Here is a 20,065-nt window from a genome sequence, read left to right as displayed (position 1 = left end):
GGACAAACTACTGTTAGTGGGTACTTCAGGTAGAGATGCGGTCGAAGTCAATGCTCACGACAACGATATCTCTGTCCAACTCATTTCCAACGGAAACGATCGACAACAAAAGAACTTTTCAACATCCGAGGTGAACGAACTAGAAATCGTCCTACTCGCCGGGGATGACTTCGTCCAGGTGACTGGCCAAGACCCGTCGCAGCTTGAACCTTTCACACTTCAGATCGACGGGGGACGCGACAACGACTGGATCTCTGCGGATGCCATTCGTGTCAAAGTCACCGACATGCAAGGCAACAACACCATCACAACTGGCCCTGCAAATGATGAAATTCATACCGGTGACGGCAATGACGGAATTAATGCAGGGCAGGGCGAAAACACCATTCGCGATGCGGGTGGCGTCAACCGAATCATCACCGGACAGAATGACGACTCCATTTATCATGCGAATTCAGACGACTGGATTTTTGCCTCCGATGGCATGAACCAGATTTGGTTGAATGGCGTGAAAACCAATTGGCATAATCAAGAAACTCCCGAGGATGTCAATCGCGACCAATTGGTTACACCACTCGATGCTCTGATCTTAATCAACCAACTCAATCAAACCGGATCGTATCCTTTGATCGGATCCGCCGACACGGTCAGCTTCTACTATGACACCAACAATGATGATTATTTAACTCCGATTGATGTCTTGAGAGTCATTAATTATCTCAACCGACCGTTGGCAGAAGGCGAAAACGATTCCGACCACGGTTTGGTCGCCAAGCCAAACGGCAATCGGGATCAAATCACGGATGCCTGCTTCGCAACTTGGGAGCCAGCTTCGGAACGTTCGGCTGAAATCGCCGACCGGCTAACGAATCACCAGCTGCTTCCGCTGGAAAAGACGTCCGCGCCAAACGGCTCACCACTCCATGGCATCGACAATGAACTTCCCAAACGGCTAAAGCAACGCACCTACCAGACTTGGTAGACGACGGCTTCGACTCATTCCAGCACGGATGGTCTTTGCTCAGCAGAGTTGCCTTCATCACCGATCCCAGACACGGTTTGAGCGATCTGACCACACGCCTATTTTGAGGTTCATTGCACCACCAATAGTAGTGGTCATGGCGCATCCCAACATTAACGAGAAAAAATATCGCCGGAATCTACTCCAACTTCTTTCGGATTCGCTTCGCCTGCCCCATCGAGGCAGAATGGCTGAAACGGTCAAGCCAAAATTGAGAACGAATTACCATTCCATCAAAACATGGTCAGATCTGCTCCTCTCAGCCCCCCCCAACAAGCAACATCAGCCAATCGTGGACCCGAGTAAGGGTAAAATCTCTACCTTTTTTCGCACGCCACCCGAAACTCATTTCCTGGCGTTATCGAGAGTGTTCTCTCTTAACACCAATGCACCGAAAAAATTCGGCAGCGGTTCCAATCCAACAGATTGAAAAGTGCTGATCTCTTTACGAACTCAATTCAATCCGTTTTGACGCTTCTCAGCTGAGATTTTCTCGCGTAACATACGAAACTAGTCGCGATTCGATGACAACGCGACGACCCTGTTAATTATTCGCAACAACGCACGTTCTTCCCAGGCCCCCATCCATTTCCCACGTCAAACACAACGAGCACACAAAACACTTTGCTCATTTCCACTCGACCGGCAATACAAACGATTGTTTTCGAAAACAGCGATCTAAAACGTGCTGCGATAGTTGTTTCCATCGGCGTACGCTGAGTCACCATTTGCCGACAACAGTCACGCCATCAATCGCCAATTCTCTCTCCTTTGAATAGATTCCTTCCCCGATAGACATGAAAAAACATCTCCCGACTTTACTTGGTGGAAATAACGGTATGAATTCACTTTTCAACTCCCGCCGTTTTCAAAAACGTCAGAATCAGCACTCACTTCGTCGAACGTTGAATACCGGTGCAGAACGGCTTGAATACCGTTTGATGTTGACAACAACATGCTCAGACGATCCAGCTGATTTCATCTCGGGAAACTATGAGCCTGATGAAGAAAAAGACGTCGTCATTGATGCGCCACTTTGTTACACGGGTGACATCACGATTCGTGGCAAGGATTCTCTCACCGTGAGTGCGGACATCGTGAGTTCCGAGGGCGAGGTCACACTGGAACTGGCTCACAAGCTGCCCAACTTCGACATCAGCGCATTGGACCAAGTGGCAGATTTCTTCTCGGCACTCGTCCACGAAGCCAAGGTGACGATTGGATCGGAGTCGACACCCGTGGTGGTCTCTGGTCATGAAGGCGTCACCATCACTGCGGAAGCAGGGGTCAATGACAATGCGACCTGGGATTCCATCAAAAGTTTTGGCATTTCGAATTTGGCGCCCGTGATGATGGAAGCCTTAGAAGTGCCAGACCTTTTCACACTACCTGTTGCCATTCAGGTCTGGAAGCCAAATGCCCAAATTACGTTGGAAAATGTGCAGGTTGTATCCGAGCAGGGTGAGGTTGAAATCGAAGCCGAGTCCACGGCGATCGCCAGCGGAAAAGCGGTCTGGAATCGAGTGCTTTGTAATAGCAACGCGGAAGAACCTGAAGGGGAGCATGAACCGAACGCGGAAGGGGAAGATCCGGGCGAAGAGGCTGGTGGTCAAGGATTATGCAGTCCCAAGGAGGGACTCGACTGGCGAGATAAGTTCGCCTTCGCAATTGGAACGTTTTATACAAATGCCAAGGCGACCATTGACCTGAACCAGGCGGTCGTGTCCGGTACTGAAGTTGCGATTACCTCAAACGTCGAAAATGAAATTGAACTTGAGGTCACAGCACTAAAGAACAACGGGATTAGCAAGACAAATCCCAAGGCCGTGTCGGGAGCAGTTGGCTGGTCAGATCAGCAAACCACTTCGACCGTTTACGTCGACACGGATTCGCTGGTAAGTAGCGTTGGCAATGTCGAAATATCAGCCGAAGCGAAGGGCGATAGTGGGAATCATGTGAAGGCGGTTGCCTATCGCGATGGTTTAGTCGGTGCCGCATTCAGTTGGTCTTCAGCGAATGCCACCGTTTCGGCAGTGGTTGACGGTCAGGTAACGTCGCTTATACCGGGCTCTGAAGAAGGAACGGAGGGTGACGATGCGACCGATTCAGAACCATTGGACTTTAATCCGGCGTTTCAGGTCGACTTCGAAAGCAATAGTGTCGACCTCTCGGGAGAAATCGATTTCGAAACGGGGGACGCGATTGTTTTCACCAGTTCCAACTTTGGAACGATCCCAGGACTCACTCCTGGAAACTTGTACTATTTGATCGTTTCCGAGAACGAAGGGGAAGCGTCAGAAGAATATCAATTGCAATTTGCGCATACATTGGAAGATGCGGAGAGTGGCGATGCGATTTCTCTAGGCTTTGCTTTTCCGACATTAACGAATAGCGAATCCGGTACAACAGTTCCCGTCACCTTGACGAGTATTGATGCAGAGAAGCAAGCCTACATCCTGTTTGGTTACGACCAAACGCCTGACGGCAAAGAACTCTTTACGACGGGAGACACTGTCAATTTCAGCGCTTCAGCCGATCGGTTTCTTGGATACATCGACTCCGATCAGCAGGTTAAAGCTTTGTCAGAAGACGACAACTATACCGTGAAGGTCATCGATGCACCGACCGCTGGGTTTCCGCTGGCAATCCAATTATTGGACTCCTCCTCAACTCCTCTTGTCTTGACAAGTGCTTCGTATCTGCTCGATGGGGCAACCAATACGACTTATCCAATTAGTGGTTATGACTTGAACTCGGGGGAAGTTGATCTCGGTGTAGCATCGATCGATTCCTCGGGTGAGACCGTCACCAGCCTTCCGCCGAACACTCCAATTAGTCAAGGAGCAAAACTGCAATTTGTCGCCGGACTCAACCCCGAGGTGACATCGCTCAACAATCAAGCGGACTATTACGCGATCGTTGACAATACGACCCCCTGGTCAACCATTGACTCCAATGCCGATGGCGGTACCTTTACGCTCACAATTTCAGGTTCCAATGGCAGCGTAGGGACGACCGATTCGCTGGACTGGGATGTGTCGGCGGATGACCTGGAAGAAGCAATCAACAATCTGGATTTGACGGGCGTGATTGTCAGTGTGCGAGGAGCCGGCCAGACATCGTCGCCTTGGGTGATTGATGGACTTAGTAAGGAATCGATTCAACTCGACACAGAAGATCTCGAGGCCGCCGGAGGAACCGTTGAAAGCGCGGTCGAAGATTCATGGTCAGGGCAGATTCGTCTCGCCGAAAGTGCGCCGCAGGCCGAGGCGGCCAATCCGGCGATTCAAGCCGCATCGCCCTATCTGACCGTTAACGACCAGGATATTACGCTGCCTATTGGTACGTTCGAAACAGGGGTGGGTCTTGTCTTCTCTGAAGATCCGAAGCTGTCAGATAACACGGCGGTGACCTACCATGCTGTCGAAGGCAAGCCGATGGCAGGACTGACCGATGGCGATACGTACTACGCCTTCAACGTCAACAATACGAATGCGAACCCTGCAGTTCCTCAGTATATCCTGACGCTGACCGATTCGGCGGACACATCGCCAGATATCTTTTTAGGTTCCGAAGCAACTAGTGGCAGCTTTACGCTTACCATTCAGGTTGCCGATCAGGAGCCTGCGACTACTTCGGAATTGGCGTGGAATGCTTCGTCGGCAGATGTTGCGACGGCCGTTAACGACCTCGCAGTTTCCGGAGTCAGCGTGACGGTGAGTGGAGCTGGCCAACTTTCCGATCCGTGGGAGATTCAAGGGCTGAATCCTTCGCAACTCAATGTGGATAGCAGTCAGTTGCTCGATAGCAGCGAGCAACCCACAAATATGCAAATGACGAGTGCCAATCAGGTGTCGTTTGGCTACGGTCAAAGTTTGGTTGATCCAAGTAGCGGTGCCGAGTTTGATATCGTGAATGCTGACATGGATGGCGGCCAGGTCTTCATCTCGCTGAACGATATCGCTAATGTTACCAACGTGGATAGTTCGAATTTGATCGATGGGGAAGCAGCCATCACATCGGTGACCGCCGGTGCAACGCAGCTGTTTTCCTTTGCGAACGCAGGCACCTTCACGCTCACGGTCACCGACGGCAATGGCGGTCCCATGACCACCGGTCCCCTTGCTTGGGACATTGCACCGGAGGATTTGGAAAACAGCTTGAATACGCTGTTAGGCGGAGACTTGATTTCGGTGACTGGTCGAGGTGAATTCACATCTCCCTGGCTGATCGCCAACCTGTTGCAGGATTCCCTCTCGATCGACAGTGGTCAACTAACCAAAAACGGATCACCGACCTCGATGCTGCAGCGGTCGACGCCGACGTGGGTTCAGCTCATTTCGACAAACGCCAGTGGCGGAACCTTCACACTCACCTTGTCAGCGTCGAATGAACCGGTCACAACGGGTCCGATCGATTACGACGCTTCCGCGACTGAGGTGCAATCGGCGATACAAAATTCAGGAGGAGTCAACTCGCAGGTCACAGGGTCTGGAACGGCTGATGACCCATGGGTTTTGTCTGCCTCATCGCAACCTTTCGAAACGGGAGACCCCGTCACCTTCCAGGATTCCTGGGATCTTCCCGGGATGGGGTTGCAGGATGGCGTTACCTATTACGCCGTGATTCCCGGCGATAGTCTCGATTCCCAAACGGTGGTGGTCGGCTTGGCGGCAAGCGCCGAGGATGCCAACAGCACACCGCCCAAGCTCATTGACATGCGGCCCTATATTCCGCTGAATGCAGCACCGTCCGAATTCATGCCAGGCGGGACCGTCACCCTTTCGCCCGTCGAGAATCCCACCGGCATCACCATCAAGTCGGATATGGACTCGAGTAACAGTGCCGGTGCCACAGCCACCCTCGGTAAATTTCCGCTCCTGGCGTATTACTTGAAGGGAGTTTCGAACTGGAAAAAAGATGCAGGGGAAGGAAAGGATTATAAATCCTTCATCGATCGAGAGATTACCGAAAAAACTCCCGAGGAGCTCAAAGATAAAAGCAATCAGTTCGAGGTTTCCTTGGCGGTTGCCATCCAAGATGTATCGAATGATGTGAAGGCAACGGTCGGTAGCACGGCAGAAATCGGTAGTGCCGACGCAGTTACCGTTGAGAGCAGCATCACAGAAAGCGTCAACACCTTCGTTGAGGCAGTGTTGTCGAAAGGTACGACAAAACAAAAGGGCGAGAATATCGAGAGCGATGAGACAGAAGGAGCTGTCGCCGTCGCACTCGCCATGGCCTTCGTGGACAATTCAAGTCAAGCCGTGGTGGAATCCGATGCCATTGTCACCGCGGTTAATGAATTGGAAGTCTCGTCGGAAGTCGAGTACGAGCCGCCCTGGTCGAGCTGGAAAGATGCTGACGGCAGTCAAATCGCCAGCAATGTGATCGACACGATTAAAGACCTGGCATTTGGTGATGTCAAAGTGCTCTCAATGGCGTTTAATATGGGCGCTGACGTGGGCTTGGTGAAAGCCAAAAAAGAAATGGATTACGTGATCACAGGCAGCTTTACTGTGGAAACGATCGCGAATACGAACCTCGCCCAGATCGCCGACGGTGCACAAATCAATCAGCAGTTAACCTTCGAACAATGGGATGCGGAAAATTCGTCCCGTGTACCGGCTCCAGAATTTGTGTTGAGTAAGGCATCTGCTGTCACGGTTCATGCTGATACGACGGTCGAGCAAATTGGTCTCGCAGGACAGCTCTATTTCTCAGTCGCACAACTCGTTGGCGGAATTAAAAAAGGCGATTTCTTCAGCGTGCTTTCGCCGTTCCAAAACACCGCGAAAAACGCTTTCGGTGGATCGGTCAACTTCTTCGAAATGACGGAGAATACCCAGGCATTGCTGGGCGGCGCTAATCCAACCAGCGATACGCCAACCAACACCTCGACCGATGTCACTTATGGTCAGGGCGGTTTGAACGTGACCGCAGAGAGTGAAAGCACGATCGTGCAAATTGGTCAATCGGCTGCCAACAGTTCGGGACTCGGAATTGAAGCGAGTCTTACTTACTTGTTGATAGGAGAACCGGTAGATTCGGATGCTGATCGTGGCAAGACGGTCGGCGCACAGATCATCACGGAAAATTTACCCGTCAATTTAGTTGCGGTCGACGGCACGACGGGGGCCGTAGATGTTTCCGCCGAGGATACCAGCGACTTGTGGGCCGTCAGTGGAGCCGTTCTGTTGGGAACCACGAAGGGAATTGGACTCAGCGCTTCGACGGTAGAGTTCAGCCGTGATGTTGTCGCGACGGTGGGATCCCAGACCCAAAGTGGCACCGCGAAAACGTCTTCGCTCAACTCACCTGGGGATTTCACGATTGAAGCCGTTTCGGGGGGTACGATTGTCCCCTTGTCGATTGTCGGATCGATTTCCGCCCGAAACCCTGACCTCGGTGGTGAGCCAGGCGGCGACAATGTTCCAGCGGAGGAGAATAAGGATGCGGCGAACGGAATCGAAGGAAAATGGGGACTTGGGATCTCGGGTGATTTTGCGGGAGCCTTTGTCGACGATCAAACCTATGCGTACCTGAACGATTTAGGATCTGTGGTTGGCAGCCTGTCTGCTGAAGACGAGTTCAATACGCTTGAAATATCCAGTTCAAACGAAACGATTTTGAATCCGGTTGCGGGGCAGGCCGCGATCTCACTGGCAGGTGGCGATGAGAAATCACTGGCCGGGATTGCCGGATCGGCAGCGGTGGCAAAGGTGGATGCCGATGTTCAGGCCTTGCTCGAAAACGCCACGATTCAAACGTTCGCACTCGAGCTCGAAGCTCTCAATGACAAGAAAATCGGAACCTGCGCCGCAGGTCTCCAAGTCGCAGCACCCAAGGGGATCGATCTTCAAATCGCGGGCTCGGTGGTGGTCAATGAAATCACCAATACCACCATCGCAAATATCAATAACCTCCCGGCCACGGATGAGATCGGTGACATCAGCCTTACCGCCCTGTCGATGGATGAAATCTGGGGCGCAGCCGGTACTGCGGCGGTGACGTGGGATCGACGCAGTCTGAAAGAAGGTGAAGAAGGACTGGATGCCAAAACCGTTGTCGGTGTTGGCATGAGTGCCGTGTGGAACCAGGTCGAAAATACAACAACTGCCGAAGTGAATCAAAGCACGATCACGCAAAGCGATGGACAGGTCACGGTGGCTGCCGAAGATTTCACGGAAAGCCGCGTATTGAGCGCCGGCGTGGATGTCGTGGTGCCGGCCGGAACGAGTGTCGAAATCGGAGGAATGTGGGCGACGAACTTCCTCTACCCCACCACAACCGCTCAGATAGAAAGCAGCTCGATCGAAAGCGTCTCAGAAAACACCGAGCCGCTTTTGGTAACCGCCGTGCTGGCTCCCGTGCTGCAGTCCTTCGCCGGATATTTTTCGCTCGACATTGGCAAACCGCTGTCCATGAAAGACGCTCAGGTTGGCATTGGAGTCGGTGCCGCTGTGGTCGTCACCCGACTCGGTGATGAGGAGGGTGATTCGGCAACGCTGGCCCAAATCAATGATTCGACGGTAACCCGATCGGGCCAGGTCACGACACAGGCTCATACGGGCGCTTTGAATTCTGACACCGAACAGTATGTGCCGGACCAGAGCAAGGCGGCGGATTTCACGGAAGACGTGAATGTACATGCGTTGGCGATTGCGGGTAGTGCACAGGGGGAAGCCTCCGACGACAGCTCGTTTTCGGCTGGAATTATCCTTAACGGCGCGGTCGTTGTAACGGACCTGAATGTTGCAACCAAGGCCCTAGTAACAAATGGAGCCGACATCACTACAGCCGATGATGGCTCGCAGGACCAAGTGTTCGTAGTAGCCTCTAATCAGCTTATTTCGCAAACAGATGCAGGGGGAGCATCGATATCGGGAGCGGCGTCCGTCACCGGTACGTCGGTGGATATCGCCATTGGCGGTGCAGACAACACTTTCAACTCGTCCAACCAGACTCTCGCCGCGGTCGAAACGTCGGACGTCAACGCAGAAGCTCTGAATGTGTTGGCGTTCCTGGCGCCCGAGGTTACGAATGATGCCTTTGGAGTCGCAGTCTCCGTCGCCTTTTCGACCGGAAGTTTTGCAGGCGCCTTCGGCTTATCCGGTTCGTTCTTACAAGCCGCCACTTCGGATACGGCAGAAGCGGGTATTTCAAACAGTAACATCGAGGTCACTGGCAATGTCTTTGTCTGGGCTGATGACAAGACGGAATTGTCGACAGGAAGTGGTTCGGGAAGTCTTCAGGTTTCAATTAGTGGGGACGCATCGGTTGCACTCGCGCCGAGCGCTGTAACGAACAAAGTCACCCTGGCTAATCACGTGTTGGGGTGGATCGGTAGCAAGCCGAGTACTGACACGCTTGTCGACGCGCCCAATATGGATACATCCATGGTTTCTGCTGGCGGTTCCATCAACGTTCAAGCGACTTCACTCCAAAACGTCACGAACACCGCTGTCGCCGTCGCAGTCAGTGTGGCACTTGCTCCTTATTTTGATAGTGCGGCGCTTTCCGGATCAGGGGCGAGTAGCAAAGTCACGACGAACAATATCATTAAAGCGTCCGTGAATGATGTTGAAAGTTTGGCAATGTCAGGGTTCGATGGTCTCGATGTCAGCGCCGATCGACAGGGAGTAGTGAATGCGTCCGTGGGGTCGGGAGCAGCCTCGGTTGGCTGGTTCGGAGGTTCTATCGGCGTATCTTTGGCTCAAATTACGAACAATGATCAGATCACCGCAGAGATTGAAAATAGCGGAATCAAAACGGGTGCTTCAGGCACTCCTATTGTCGTGGGTGCAACCGATTCGGTCGAATTGAATGCCCTGTCGGTTGCCACATCATTATCGATTTCCATCGGAGCTGCCGGCGCGGGTGGAAATTCCAATATTTACAGCTCTTCAAAAGTTGTCGCTGACGTTGGCCAAGGGACGACCATCACGCCTTTGTCGGGCAACACCTATGGTGACCTGACCGTGGAGGCGTTCGGCCAGGAGAATATTGACGCTCAGATCTATGGTGGATCAGCGGGTGTGGGCTCGGTAGGCGTCTTTCTATCCGAAACAGAAAGAGACGGTTTGGTGCGTGCTGGGATCGGCTCCGTAGGAGAAGAATTCAAAGTTGCCAATCTATCGGTTGATGCTGATAGCAACCATGACGTCACGACTCACGGCTATTCCGTCACGATTGGTGGATTGGCTGGTTCCGGTGAGACGCACACCGTGATTTACACGGATGGCGTAGCCGCTTGCCTCGGCGTCGACTTTGCGACGGATACGGAAGGTACGTGTAACGGCAGCGATCCAACGGATGCCTCTGGAAACCTTCAAGCGGCGGGCAATGTTGCCCTCTCGGCGTCCGCAGACACAACGACTTCCGCCAGCGATACGGGAAACCCGGGCACTGACCAGGAGGGCTACAACATCGGCGGTTTAGGCGTTGGGATCTTCCAAACCAACTCAACGTACAGTCCTGTCGTGTACACAGTGGCGACAGCTCTCAACTTAAATGCGGCGGGAAGTCTTGACTTTGAAGCGATTGCAGGAGGTCAGAGTCGTTCGCGAGCGCTTTCGGGTTCAGGGGGGATCATTGCGGGTGATGCCTCGATTGCGAATAACACCATTCAACCTCAAGCAACCTTGACCTTCGATGCGTTCACTGTGGAGACGACTGAGCCGGCTGCTGTAACGTCGGTTTTATCGCAGACAAACGTCAATTACGACACTTATGCCGATGCGATCCAGGCTTCGATTGCTGGCGGTAGTGGTTCGAAGGTCAACAATACTTTCGGGCCAACAGCAAATATTGAATGGCAAGGCACGAGTAGCCTGACAACTGCAGGTGTCATCACCGTTTTGGCCAACAATACGCTCGCAAGGGTTCCTGATCCGAACGACGCGAAGATCAGTAAAAACAATGTTTATGAGAGCTACAATACGGTTCGCGGCGGATCCGGAGGGGTTGTCGAAGGCTCCGGCGCGTCGGCCGTCACGAACTATGATGGTACCGCCAAGATAAATATGGGAATGGATACCACCGATACCGCTCAAATCATTTCTAATTCCGAGTCCCCTTCAAAAGTTTCGGTGCTTGCTACCCAGCAGATAAAATCACAAGACTTTGTCACTCAGGATGTTGGGGGCGTCGTTCCTCTTGCCTATTCCATTAACGACCTTAAGATCACGCTCGACACTTCGGTTGCAACGAATAATGCGACCGTCGAGGTGACAGGCAACCTTGTGATCGGGACAGCCGTCGATGTGATGACGATCAGCGAGTGCGTTGCCCGTAGCCAAGGTGCAGGTACAGCGAATACATCAACTTCGGTCGAGGTGACTTCAAACGAGACAATCCTAATTCAAGCGCCAACCGCTTCTAAGCTGACGGCGAACAATGTCACGGTTGCAGCGGGTGGAAATCTCGTGCCCTTCGACTCGTCCTTCTACCCGCAGATTAGCTCCGGCGCGCTCTCGTTCTCCCACGGACTCGCTCATCCGAGTACCGCGACTGTTTCGGTCACTCAGGATAATGAAATCACGATTGATGAAAACGTATCCATCTTGGCAACGCTGCAAGATGTGCGGATCGATGCCACGCCTGAGTCGGCTGGGGATTCGTTTTCACAGCATGCCGGTGCTACGCGAGCACATATTCCATCGGGGAAAATGAAGGTGGATTCGGTATTGCCGGCACAAACGACGACGGTAACGATCGACGGCACTGTCATTGCCGTCTCGCCAAACATGACCATCGATGTGAACTTGTTTCCTGATGACGGTTCGCCTGCATCGTTGCAAGTCAATTGCGAGGAAGGCGACAGTAGTAACTGCTCGTTCTCTATCCCGATCGAAACTGACTTTGTAGACCAACTGATTGCGCCTCCTGATCGGGATTCGCTTGATGAATACTTTGTCGCTTTTTCAGCGGCAGCCAATTCCGATACAAACGTTGACGAGAGCGATCTTGATCCGGCTACGAAGCAATTCATTAAGCAAAATAATCTGCTGCCGGATCAATTTCCGGCGATTCGGTTCAGCCAAATTCTAGTCCCGCAAGGGAGTATTATGGTGATCGGAGACAGTCTGTCGGGAAGCGGAACTCTGACCACGAATATTCCCGATCTGAATATCAACAACCCGACCGATGCTTGGTTGATTCTTGACGGAGTGTCAGGAATGAACAACCTGGAGGCGCCTGATATTCTGACCTACAAGGTTTCGGGTGAAACGTATGAAAATGCTCCGTTCACCCAGAATGAATCACCCAATCAAGAATCGTCGATCAACGTTCAGTTGACGGGGAAAAATGATGATGGTGCGAACCCCGGCATTGTGGTGACGGGCTACTTTAATACTCCGATGAGCGATGTGACGTTGTCCAATGATTATGGGCCGATTATCGAATTGGCGCCGATCAATGCTGCGTCGATTACGATTAACTCGCCAAATGCCGCGTTTGCCGTCGATACGCCGGATGCCTATTACGGGTCGGGAGGAGATATTGAGGATGCTTTCGAGGAATCAGCGAAGGCGAATTCAGCGAACACGCCAACAGCACAGCCGGTTTCCTATCCCTTTATCCCCGGACAGACGCAGAGCTCACCATTAGGATGGGATGCGAGTCTCGTGGAGACAACTGCGACGCAATATCTCGATGGCAACTCTTCGCCGAGCGTTCCTCTTACCTCTGCAGGGCAAGACAGTGCCTATCAGGCGTATATCACAGGTGGATTGACGGCAGCGCAGGTCGCAATCAATGCCAAAACGATCGATATCAATGCCCCCTTAAATGTTGGCAAGCCACGAGCTTTGGCGATCGCATTCGGCGAAGAGCTGGGGCAAACACTCACGAATTATCAACAGAGGTACCAGGCAAAGGATGTTACCAACCCTGTCTATTCGATTGACCCTGCTGAGTTCGGTGTCGACGCATCTGACATTTCTGCAACGTATGATGCGCGCACGAATGAAATTACGCTGGCTGCCTTTGCTGCATCTGCTCGTGTTGGGGTTCTTCTCGAAGGGCAGATCGTTTCGACGATGTCAGATGCCTTGATCAATATGGTGGGAGGTGTTTCCATCGTGAGCGTCGAAAATAATAGTGGAATTCCGCTCGTGCTTGATGGAATTGACGCGGGTGCGACCGAAGTCACCGGCACCGTAGAGATTCGAGATACGCTGCAGCAGCAAACAACTCGATATGTTTACCATCCAGAACAGGGCGTTGAGGTTTACACGGCACCGCTCGGGCAGTCCATTCCGGACACACCTGATTTGGTACAGACTGACCTGACAATGGAGTATCAACCGCTCAAAGATTCAATCTTTTCATCTTATGAGCAACAGCAAGTCTTTGAGTCCATGGTCGTGGCTGACGCGGATCCAGCATGGCAACCCGGAGATCCATGGACTCCTACAAGCTGGAGTTATGGGGACATCCTCACAACGGGATTCGAGGATTTCGAATTGGTCGGTGGTACAGTGACTCGCTTCTATTCCGGCGAAGTCGATGTACTGCAATTGACCACGGGGGAAGATGATGAAAACAATGCGGCTTGGTTCAATGAGTCAGTCGACGTGGCGAAAGATTTTGTTGCCACCTTTACCTATAACCCAACGAAAGGTGGGTCGAAGCACCCGGCGGATGGAGTAACCTTCGCCGTACAGACGCAAGGAACTGACGTCGTTGGGGATCCGGGTGGTTCGTTGGGGTATGTCGGGATCCCAGGTAACAAGGTCTCTTATCAATTCAATCTCTATGACAACAAGAATGGGCCAACTCCAGGGACAAAGTACGTCCAGGGGGATTCCTCTGGCAGCTACGATCAGCCAGGCGAACTGACGATTGGGCTAGGAAAACCGACCGAGGTCGTCATCTATTACTACAGTGGTCAAGATCCTACGCTTTATGTCTATTTGTCACAGGACGGCTCTTCTGTCTATTCGAAGCAGTACTCGATTGACCTCTCGGAGTATCTGGAGGGCGAAAGTGCCTATGTCGGTTTCACGGGAGGAACGGGCAATGACAATTCAACGCAACAACTGAGTAACTTCGTGTTGGCTTCTTCGCCATCGTACGTACCTGGTTCGACCGTGGTTCCGTCTGAGTTAACAACGCTGTCGATTGATGGGTTCGCTAACTTCTCACCCGTAGGTACCTCGGCCTACACGCCTCCTGCCGAGGCAGATTCCGTGACCTTAACCAACGGTGACTACAACATTGCGACAGCCACCTGGTTTGATGCCAAATTAGACACCACTCGCGGCTTTACTGTGGACTTCACCTATTCGGCGGCGGGTAATCGAGCCGCCGACGGCATTGCGATGGTCTGGCAAAACGAAGGTACGGAGGCTCTCGGGAACCTCGGTGGTGCCTTGGGCTATGTTGGCATCTCCGGAAACACCGCCGCGTACCAGATGAATCTCTACGATCCAAATGTCATCGGCACAAATTTCGTAACCGACAATTCGTCGATGAATTACATCTCGACAGGCGAGGTTGAGATTAATTCGGGAAATCCAATCCAAGTGAACATCGTTTACGATCCGTCTGATTCAACCATCACTGAAACGCTTGTCGACACCACAGCCGAAACCTCTTACAGCAAAGTCTATCCAGATGTCAATCTGAAGGAAGTGTTGGGGCAAACCGCTTATTTCGGGTTTACGGGTGGAAGTGGCGGTGCGACGTCGATTCAGACGATCAACGATTTTGATTTAACGTACGCACAGGACTTGGATGAGTTTGTCGCAGTTGGTGAGGCTGACATTAGCGATGGGTCGATCACGCTTACAGACGGCAGCGAAGATACCGCATCGGCGGCCTGGATCCCAACGCTTGTGCCGACAACGGAGAACTTCAACATCGATTTCGTTTACACCGCTGGCGGAGACCGAACTGCTGACGGCATTGCGTTGGTTTGGCAGAACCAGGGAATCGATGCTCTCGGCCAGGCAGGCGGTTACCTCGGATACGTTGGCATCAAAGGTGCAACGGCAGCCTATCAAATGAATCTTTACGACTATGGACAAGGCTCTGATTTGATCACCGGCACCAATTTCGTGACGGACAATTCGTCCCAGAATTACAACTCGACCGGTTCGGTCGAGATCAACTCCGGTGCTCCTATTCATGTTCGGCTTTCCTACGACGCCGTCGCAAACACGATGACGGAAACACTTGCCGACGCAACGAGTGGCACTTCTTTCACCACGGTCTACGATGAAATCAATCTGGCGGGAATTCTGGGGGAAACCGCAATCCTTGGATTTACGGGGGGCAGTGGAAGTGGCACGGCCGTTCAGACGGTCAGCGATTTCAGCATTTCCAGCGTGGGCCAATACGACTTCAGCCAGTCCGTCGATGCGGAAAAGTACGGAAATGAGTTGGGGTACGAGGTCGATCTCACTACATTCATCAAGGCCGACCATCCCATTGACATTGACTTTGCGGCAATGCGTGTTGGAAATCTATTGGTGGGCAGCGATGCGGATCTCATTTTAAATGGTCCCATTCGTTTCGCTGGCGATACACAAATGACAAGCGCGGGTTCCATCACAGCCTCTTCATCGGGTTCCGTTGCTGGGCGTCACGTCTTTCTTGCTTCTGGGGGGGACACCAGTTCGATTGGATCCGCGAAAAACCCACTCAGCGTTACCGTTGACGGTGGAGCGCTGACGGCCTTGGCAATCGAAGGTGTGTATATTTCATCGCCTGAGGATTTGTCCGTTGACTTGGTTGCCGCAGAAAAACTACTCGCAGCCTTTTCGGATGGTGACCAGCAATGGTCCGGGGTCAATACGACGGATCCGCAGACAGAGTTCGACGGCATGCTGATCCTTGGCGATGCCGTCCTGTCCTCGGATGACGAATCGCTCACACTGACAAGCAATCAATACTCGCAGGCATCGGCGGCGTGGTTACCTACTAAATATCCAACGGCAAACTTCACCATCTCGTTCACCTATACGGCCAGCGGTGAAATGGCAGCCGATGGCGTTGCCTTGGTTTGGCAAAACGAAGGTACAAGTGCGATCGGGGAAGGCGGCGGCCTGTTGGGCTATGTGGGTATTGGAGGAAACACGGTCGCTTATCAGATGAATCTGTACGACTACCACACCATCGGCACCAACTTTGTGATGACCAATACGTCGACGGATTACAATCCTACGGGGTCTGTTCAGATCAATTCAGGGAATCCGATTCAGGTCACCCTGGAATACGATGTTGCGCAACAACTTCTAACCGAGACACTTGTCGATACGGTCACCAGCAGCGAATTCAATACGACCTACGAAAATGTCAGGCTGCCATCGTTATTGGGAGAATCTTCGTGGCTCGGATTTACCGGCGGGACCGGGGCCTCGATCTCGACACAGGTGATTACCGATTTCACCTACCAAAGCAACTTGCCCATTTTAGAGGGACCCGATGTTGTACTGACCTCGAAGCAGTTGGATCAACTCCAGACCTCTGCCGTGTGGCGAAATCAGCAGATCAACTTAGAAGGCCCCTTTGAAGCAGAGTTCGTCTATCAGGCCACCGGCGACAGCTTGCAGGGTGGCACGGCTTTTGTTCTGCAGAATTCTGGAACGGATGCCCTCGGCAATTCCTCATCGAGCACTGATCTCGGATACGGCGGGATGGGGGGCTTGTCGGCTGCCTACGAGATTAATCTCGATTCGGCAGCGACTGTCGGTTCGGCCTTTGTTACTCAGGGAGCGGTAGGGCCTTACCAGACAACGGGCGATGTTGATTTTGCGAGTGGAAACCCGATTTTGGTTCGATTGACCTACGATCCAGAATCTGGCGAATTGCTTGAATCACTTGTCGACCTGAAGACGGACGACTCATGGCAAACAACTCATGATGTCAATCTTGAGACCTTATTCGGAGCAAAGACGGCCTACGTGGGCTTCACGGCGTCCACCAATGGTGCGGTTGAACAACGGATTCGTGACTTTATGATGGCCAGTTTTAGGACCTCGATCGGGACCGTTGAACTGTCAAGTGATGGTAATCTCGTTTCCGAATCGATTGGTTCTGTGGTTCGAGCTGGATACCTGAATTTGAATTCGAAAGATGGGGGAGTCGGTTCGGCAACCCAGCCATTTGCGGTGCAATTGAATGAACAGAATCTCGAAAATGGTACGATTCAGGGAGGTCTTGTCAACGTTAACGCAACCGAGGATGTCTTCATTGAACAGGCCCAAGGGGATCTTCGACTTGGGCAGATCCAAACAGCTGAAAACGTCTCGTTGAAGACTCTCAATGGCAATGTTCTTGATGGATTGACGCTTGATTCATCCCAGCTAAACCTTGATTCCCTGACCCCCGAAATTAGGGAAAGAATTCTTGGCTTCATCAGCAACAGTCAGATCGATTATGCTCAGGAAAACATTTCGGCCTTCACGGCGGGCGTCAATTCGTACTACTCGCAATACTGGAGCTTGACTCCGGAAGCAACCGTCACAGATTTCAGCAACTTTGTTTCTACGGGATCCAATGATTATGTCCCAGTAACGAGCGATAATTCCGTTGAATTGACGAATGGTAGCCAAAACATTGCTGGAGCCAGCTGGTTCAATCAAGAAATCACAACATCGCTTGGATTTACTGCAGCGTTTACCTACACCCCATCGGCTTCTCCTTCAGCCGATGGAATTGCGATGGTCTTCCAGACTCAGGGAACGAATGCGGTTGGTCAGAGCGGTGATGCACTGGGGTATGTCGGAATTGAAGGCGCGACCGCTGCCTACCAGATGAACCTCAACACCGAATACACGGTCGGCACGAGTTTTGTAACGACGAATACCTCGACCAATTACAATTCAACAGGGCCCGTTGAGATCAATTCTGGCGAACCCATCGAGGTTCGGATTGTCTATGACCCATCGGCTCAGACGATCGATGAATTTATCCGCAATACCACGACGGGTGAATCGTTCAGTACGACCCATGAACAAGTGGACCTGGAAGAGCTGTTGGGAACAACTTCCTACGTTGGGTTCACGGGTGCCAGCGGGAATACGACGGCGATTCAAACCATCACTGATTTCCAACTCGTCTTTTTGTCCGAACAGGTCGCGGCAGAAGCCGAGGGTTTCGCTCTATTTTCTCCCATCGGTCTGGACAATTACACACCGACGGCCAATGCAGAGTCGGTTGAGTTGACAAACGGTGACACAAACGTCGCCACTGCCACTTGGCTAAATCAGCAAATTTCAACAAGGCTCGGTTTCACGGCTAATTTCACTTACACCCCTTCGGGCGACCTGGGTGCCGACGGAATCGCGATGGTGCTACAGACCGAGGGAAGGGAAGCGCTCGGGCAGATTGGCGGTTCGCTTGGTTACGTTGGAATCACAGGGCCCACCGCCGCTTACCAAATGAACTTGTATGATGGGCACACGATCGGAACTAACTTTGTCACGGCAAACACTTCGACCGTCTACTCGCCGACCGGTAACGTGGCAATTAATTCGGGTAATCCTATTCAGGTGACCATCGTTTACGATCCGGCAAATTCGACGATCACCGAAACGCTTGCTGACACGACGGCAGGCACCTCGTTCAACACGGTCTATTCGAATGTCAATCTGGAACAACTGCTAGGTAACGCTGCTTATTTCGGATTCACCGGCGGCAGTGGTGGAGTTACGTCGATTCAAACAATCAGTGATTTCACATTAACTTATGCAAACATGCCACAGGCCTTGAGATGGACCACATGGGCCCCAGGTAACTGGGGGGCAGTCGAGACGACAACTGACAGCGACGGAAATCCTGAACAAACTTACCTGTTGAGCACGGTGGGTATCGCGGCACTCAAGCCAATCTACGCTTCTGCAAGCGGGCAGGCTATTGACGACACGACAGATGATCAAGTACAGACTTGGGCAAATACAACTTGGCAACAGGCGGTTGCTGCCTTCGCGAGCAATCTAACCTTTGGGGCCGAATGGGCCACTCAGCCGCAGTTTGAGCTCTATGATTCAAAGTACATGTTCACGGCTTCTGACGCGGCCAAGACAGCGATCAGCAATGCAAGTGATCCTCTTGGGGACGTCACTAATTTCGTTTCCGAAAATGCGTTAATAAAGCCTGAGAAAATTAGCCCGCTGACTCCGCCTGCTAACGTCGATGCCAGTAGCCTGATCATCGACGCGAGTGGATCGATTGGTTTGCACCAAGAGGCCTATCAAATCAATCTTGATGATTTTGACACGGGATTGAGCGATATCCAGAAAGGGATTCTTAGAATCGCAAGTCTCCCCGAAGAAATCCAGCTTGTGGGAATCAATGCGAACGGTGAGACCGTCTACTACGACTACACACCCGGCATGACGGCGCCGGCAGGTGTCACTCCCACCGCCTTGGAGATTCAATACTCTCGACCGTTAAACCTTTCCATCGGCTCGACAGGCAGCTTAACCGCCACGGCCGAAGACAATATCTTGGTTAGCCAAACCGCAGGCGAACTACGCCTGAGTGACGTCAACTCGACAGCACAGGGAATCATCCACATCGATTCTCAGAGCGAGATATCGTCCGCCGATGCGGGCAACACCGTGATCAACGCTGGCGATTTACGACTTATCGCCGGCAGTTCAATTGGAACCGCTGACGTCGCGCTCGATGTAGACGCTTCCGGGCAATTCGACGCGATCACTCCAGCCGACCTCTGGCTCGCATCCGATTCGTTACTCTCGCTGGGCGAGGTAATCGCCGAAGGCAGCTTAAACTTGCAGGTCGAGGGCTCCGTAACGGACGCTTTGGCATCGGAACGGAATTCATTCTCAGGGTTCAACGGAGATGGTACGGGCTGGACCGCCGATGAAACAGAAGGTTCCGTCGTCGTATCCGACGACACATTGGTTTTAACCAACGATGCAAACACAGGGGGCGGGGATACGACCACTGGAAGTAATAGTCCCTACTCAAGCATAGCCAGCTTAGTAAAAGACGATTCGGTCAAGCTCAACGGCGACTTCCATATCGGCTTCATCTTTCAATCAGCAAGCCCAAGTCTCCGTTTCG

2 protein-coding genes are annotated in these 20,065 nt (G+C 52.3%); both read left to right on the top strand.

Annotated features, from left to right (window positions below; all coding sequences use genetic code 11):
- Positions 1-982: dockerin type I domain-containing protein (locus tag P8N76_14475; GenBank protein MDG2382871.1), on the top strand; the 982-nt coding region annotated here is incomplete at its 5' end.
- 878 nt (positions 983-1,860) lie between these two features.
- Positions 1,861-20,065 (top strand): hypothetical protein (locus P8N76_14470; GenBank protein MDG2382870.1); only part of this gene is annotated, 18,205 nt, incomplete at its 3' end.

The organism is Pirellulaceae bacterium, from assembly GCA_029243025.1.
GTDB lineage: Bacteria > Planctomycetota > Planctomycetia > Pirellulales > Pirellulaceae.
This window is presented reverse-complemented; position numbering and strand designations above follow the sequence as displayed.